Raw genomic sequence first — 3,055 nt, 5'->3', positions numbered from 1 at the left:
TGGCGCACCGACAGGCCGTTGCGCGACCCCAGGTTGTACGCCGCCTCGAGCGGCTTGCCTGCGGCCAGGCGCTCGGCGGCCACGACGTGGGCGGCGGCGATGTCGGCGACGTGCACGTAGTCGCGCACGTTGGTGCCGTCGGGGGTGGCGTAGTCGTCGCCGTTGATGCGCGGGGTGCGGCCCTCGATGAGCGCCTCGAACACCAGCGGGAACAGGTTGTGCGGGCTGGTGTCGTAGACGGCGAGGTCGCCGGAGCCGACGACGTTGAAGTAGCGCAGCGAGGTGTGTCGCAGCGGCCGCTCGTCCTCGGCGGTCGCGACGGCCTGGTCGCGGATCAGCCACTCGCCGATCAGCTTCGACTCGCCGTAGGGCGACGCCGGGCGCTTGGGGAGGTCCTCGGTCACGAGCTCGACGTCGGGGGTGCCGTAGACGGCGGCCGACGACGAGAAGACGAGCTTGTCGACACCGGCATCCGCCATCGCCTGCAGCACCACGCGGGTGCCCTCGACGTTCTGCTCGTAGGTGTGCAGCGGCCGCTTGACCGACACCCCGGCGTACTTGAAGCCGGCAACGTGGATGACGCCCTCGACGTCGTGCTCACGCAGGGTCTGCTCCACGAGCGCGCGGTCGAGGATGGTTCCCTGCACGAAGGGCACACCCTCGGGCACGAACGACGCGTGGCCGCTGGAGAGGTCGTCGATCACGACGGGGCTGAGCCCGGCGGAGCCGAGCGCGCGGACGATGTGGGCGCCGATGTAGCCGGCGCCGCCGGTGACAAGCCAGGACATGCTTCCATCCTGCCCGATACCGGGGCGCCGGAGAGCAGGCCTACTCGACCTCGTGGCCGAGATCGGGGCGTGCGACGAAGCGTGCGGTGGCATCCGTGATCGCCTCGAGCTCGACCACGACGATCTCGTTCGTGCCCTGCCGGGTGACGGGGCCGGGCACATAGAGCGTGCGCTGCGGACCGCGGCGCCAGTAGCGGCCCAGGAAGAACCCGTTGACCCACGCGTAGCCCTTGCCCCAGCCGGCGGTGTCGAGGAAGAGATCCGCGGATGCCGCGAGCTCGAACGACCCACGCAGGCCCACCGGTCCCGCGGCAGGTCCGGCGCCGACGGCATCGGCCGCTGCGGCGCCGGCGGCCGCGGCTCCGAGGGCCGGGACGTCGAACGTGCGCACGTGCCAGGGGCCGGGGATCGGGTCGCCGTCGAGCCGCACGTCGCCGACGAGACCCTTGGGCTCGCCGATCTTGGTGTCGTAGTTGACGCGGCCGGTCTCTTCGACGAGCAGCCGCAGCCGGGCGCCGGCGGGCAGGGGCATCGCGAGGTCGCCGATCGTGCGCTGCAGGATGCCGACGGGGCGGTCATCGAGCGCCACCCAGGCGTAGTCGCGCACGTCGGCGTCGAGCACGCGGGTGCGGTCGGTGTCGACGGCGGCGGTGTACTCGGCGAGCACGAGGTCGGAGCCGAGCTCGTCGAGCGTCGGCGGAGCCTCGAACGTGCCGCGGTCGGAGGCAACGAGCGGCAGCGGGTCGCCGACCGACTGCAGCGCGACCTGCAGCACCGGCGCGTCGACGGGCTCGGGGAGCGGCTCGTCGGGCACCGGGGCGTGCTTGGCGATGACGTCGCGGAAGGCGCGGAACTTCTCGGTGATGTCACCGGACTCGCTGATCGGGGAGTCGTAGTCGTAGCTCGTGACCATCGGCAGGTAGCGGCCGGAGTCGTTCGCGCCGTTGGTCAGGCCGAAGTTCGTGCCGCCGTGCACCATGTAGATGTTCACCGATGCGCCCGCCGCGAGCAGCTCGTCGAGGTCGCGGGCGGCGTCGGCGAAGGTCGTGGTGTGGTGCTTCTCGCCCCAGTGATCGAACCAGCCGCACCAGAATTCCATACACATGAGCGGCCCGGTCGGCTGGTGCTCGCGCAGGGTCGCCAGGCGCTCCGAGATGCGGGAACCGAACGACCCGGTCTTGTGCAGGCCGTCGTGTGCGCCGCCCTCGAGCATGTGCGGGATGGGCTGGTCGACCTGGGTGAGGGGCACCGTGATGCCGGCCGCGCGCGTGACGCGGATGAGCTCGGCCAAGTACGCCTTGTCGGCGCCGTACGCGCCGTACTCGTTCTCGATCTGCACCAGGATCACGCTGCCGCCCCGGTCGATCTGTCGTGGCGCGACGATCGCGTTGATGCGGTCGAGGAAGCTCGTCACGGCCGCGAGGTAGCGCGGGTCGGAGCTGCGCAGCTTCATGTCGGCGTCGGCGGTCAGCCACGTCGGCAGGCCGCCGTTGTGCCACTCGGCGCAGATGTAGGGCCCAGGGCGCACGATGGCGTGCATGCCCTCCTCGGCGACGAGGTCGAGGAACCGGCCGAGGTCGAGGCCGCCCGCGGCATCCCACTGGCCCTGCACCGGTTCGTGCGCGTTCCACGCGACGTAGGTCTCGATGGCGTTGAGGCCCATCAGCCGGGCTTTGCGCAGCCGGTCGCGCCAGAGGTCGGGGTGCACCCGGAAGTAGTGCAGGGCTCCCGAGATGATGCGGTGGGGCTCGCCGTCGAGCAGGAAGTCGGTCTCGCCGATCTGAAAGCGCGAAGTCATGCCCCAAGCGTATCGGGCAAGCGTTTTCCGGCGGTCGTCAGCACGCCGTTTCGGCGGTGCGGGAGCGTCGCCAGGACCTCGTCGCGCAGCACCGGGGGGAGGAGGCGCGGCGGGGCGTCCTGGAAGACGATGGGCCGCAGGAACCGGCGGATCGCCGTCGCTCCCACCGAGGTGTGCAGCGACGTCGTCGCCGGCCACGGACCGCCGTGGTGCTGCGACCAGGTGACGGCGACGCCCGTGGGCCACCCGGCGAAGAGCACGCGACCGGCGCGGTCCTGCAGCAGCGCCAGGGTCTCGGCGACGTCGTCGGTGTCCTCGGCGTGGAGCGTCGCGGTCAGGCACCCCTGCACGGCGCGGAGCGCCCGGTGCAGATCCTCGTCGCCGTCGTAGCGGATGAGCAGCGTCACCGGGCCGAAGCACTCCTCGAGGAGGGTCTCCGCGCGTTCGGCGACCGCTGCGGCGTCGGTCG

At 71.6% G+C, this 3,055-nt stretch carries 2 protein-coding genes and 1 pseudogene; all 3 read right to left on the bottom strand.

From position 1 onward, the window contains the following. Nucleotides 1–788, bottom strand: a 788-nt coding sequence (locus NQ160_RS21425) for an NAD-dependent epimerase/dehydratase family protein (protein WP_257517089.1), incomplete at its 3' end; no start/stop codon positions are given. Between the two features lie 40 nt (nucleotides 789–828). Beyond that, a complete protein-coding gene (locus NQ160_RS21420; protein WP_257517088.1) occupies nucleotides 829–2,586 on the bottom strand; it encodes a glycoside hydrolase family 35 protein in 1,758 nt (585 codons plus the stop codon). Next, nucleotides 2,583–3,055: pseudogene (locus NQ160_RS21415) on the bottom strand (aldehyde dehydrogenase family protein); the annotation flags it as partial. The gene NQ160_RS21420 and the pseudogene NQ160_RS21415, both read right to left, overlap by 4 nt.

Source organism: Microbacterium sp. zg.Y909 (genome assembly GCF_024626565.1).
This window is presented reverse-complemented; position numbering and strand designations above follow the sequence as displayed.

Bases quoted from the DNA above. Each gene is read 5' to 3' on its own strand.
- NQ160_RS21420 (WP_257517088.1), bottom strand. From the start codon at position 2,586: ATGACTTCGCGCTTTCAGATCGGCGAGACCGACTTCCTGCTCGACGGC.